This is a genomic window from Nocardioides stalactiti (genome assembly GCF_014180715.1).
In the GTDB taxonomy this organism is placed as follows: Bacteria; Actinomycetota; Actinomycetes; order Propionibacteriales; family Nocardioidaceae; genus Nocardioides; species Nocardioides stalactiti.
Map to the genome: position 1 here is coordinate 1 of NZ_JACEFC010000206.1, position 1,499 is coordinate 1,499.

Below are 1,499 nucleotides of genomic sequence, written 5' to 3' on the forward strand. Positions count from 1 at the left end.
CGACGTCCTACGGTGCGGAGGTCGCCGGCGACATCGCCGCCGCAGTCGGGCTCGGTGGCCGGACGACCGTCTCCGGCGGCGCCTTCGGCATCGACTACGCCAGTCACCGCGGAGCGGTGAGCACGAGCTCGCCGACGGTGGCCGTCCTGGCCTGCGGCGCCGACCGGATCTATCCGGCCGCCCACCGGGAGATGCTCATGTTCCTCGGGCGCGAGCACGCGGTGGTGTCCGAGGCTCCGCTCGGTGCTGCGCCCCACCGGATCCGGTTCCTCGCTCGCAACCGGCTCATCGCGGCCCTCACTGCGGGCACGGTGATCGTCGAGGCCGCCGTCCGCAGCGGTGCCCTCAACACCGCCGGCTGGGCGCAGCGGCTCAACCGGGTGGTCATGGGCGTCCCGGGTCCGGTCACCAGCGCGACGTCCGTCGGGGTCCACCAGCTGCTGCGCAGCGGTGGAGCGGCCCTGGTGACCGGCGGCGCGGACGTGCTCGAGCTCGTCGGTGCCGCCGGGGAGCACCTTCCACCCGTGCCGCGCGCACCCGTGCGTCCCCGCGACGGCCTCGGGCTGCTCGAGAAGCGGGTGCTCGACGCCGTGCCGGCGGTCGCCGCTGCTCCGCCCGCCTCGATCGCCAGGGTCGCCGGGCTGGACGAGGCGGAGGTCCGGCCGACGCTGCTGCGGCTGGCGGCGGCGGGGTTCGTCGAGGACGTCACCGGAGGGTGGCGGTTAGGATCGGCGGCCCGTGCAGAGTCCTGAGACCACCCACCGGGTCCGCGCGGCTCCCCGAGCGCGGGCACCGGCCTTCCTAGACTCCGAGGGTGAGCGCCGGGTCTGTGGAGCCGGGGGAGACGACGGAACCCGTCGGCCTCCCCGAGCCACTGGCGCGGGTGATCGGCGACTACGAGCGCCACCTCGCCTCCGAGCGCGACCTGGCGCCGCACACGGTCAAGGCCTACTGCGGCGACATCGCGAACCTGCTGGACCACGCCCACCGGCTCGGGATGGGTGACGTCACCGAGCTCGACCTGCGCACGCTGCGGAGCTGGCTCGCCAAGCAGCAGACGATGGGGCGCTCGCGGACGACCCTGGCCCGCCGCGCGACCGCGGCCCGGGTCTTCACCGCCTGGCTGGCGCGTACGGGCCGGGCCCCCACCGACGCCGGATCGGCGCTCGGGTCGCCGAAGCCCCACCAGACGCTCCCGAGCGTGTTGCGGGTCGACGAGGCCCGCGAGCTCATCGCCGCCGCGACGGCGCTCGCCGACGACGGCAGCGCCCTCGGCCTGCGGGACGTGGCGATGCTCGAGCTCCTCTATGCGACCGGGATGCGGGTCGGCGAGCTGTGCGGGCTCGACGTCGACGACGTCGACCGCGACCGCAACGTCGTCCGGGTCTTCGGCAAGGGGCGCAAGGAGCGGACCGTGCCCTTCGGGCAACCGGCCGCCGCGGCGGTCGACGCCTGGCTGGTCCGGGGCCGACCGTCGGTCGCGCGGCCGGGCTCGGCAG

Annotated in this window: 1 protein-coding gene and 1 pseudogene (1 of these 2 running past the window's edge); both read left to right on the forward strand. The window is 75.6% G+C overall.

Features of this window, described 5'->3' with window-relative positions; all coding sequences use genetic code 11:
- Positions 1-752 (forward strand): DNA-processing protein DprA (locus tag H0487_RS22185; RefSeq protein ID WP_183096375.1); only part of this gene is annotated, 752 nt, incomplete at its 5' end.
- A gap of 77 nt (positions 753-829) precedes the next feature.
- Positions 830-1,499 (forward strand): annotated as a pseudogene (locus H0487_RS22190) (tyrosine recombinase XerC) (it continues 340 nt past the right edge of the window).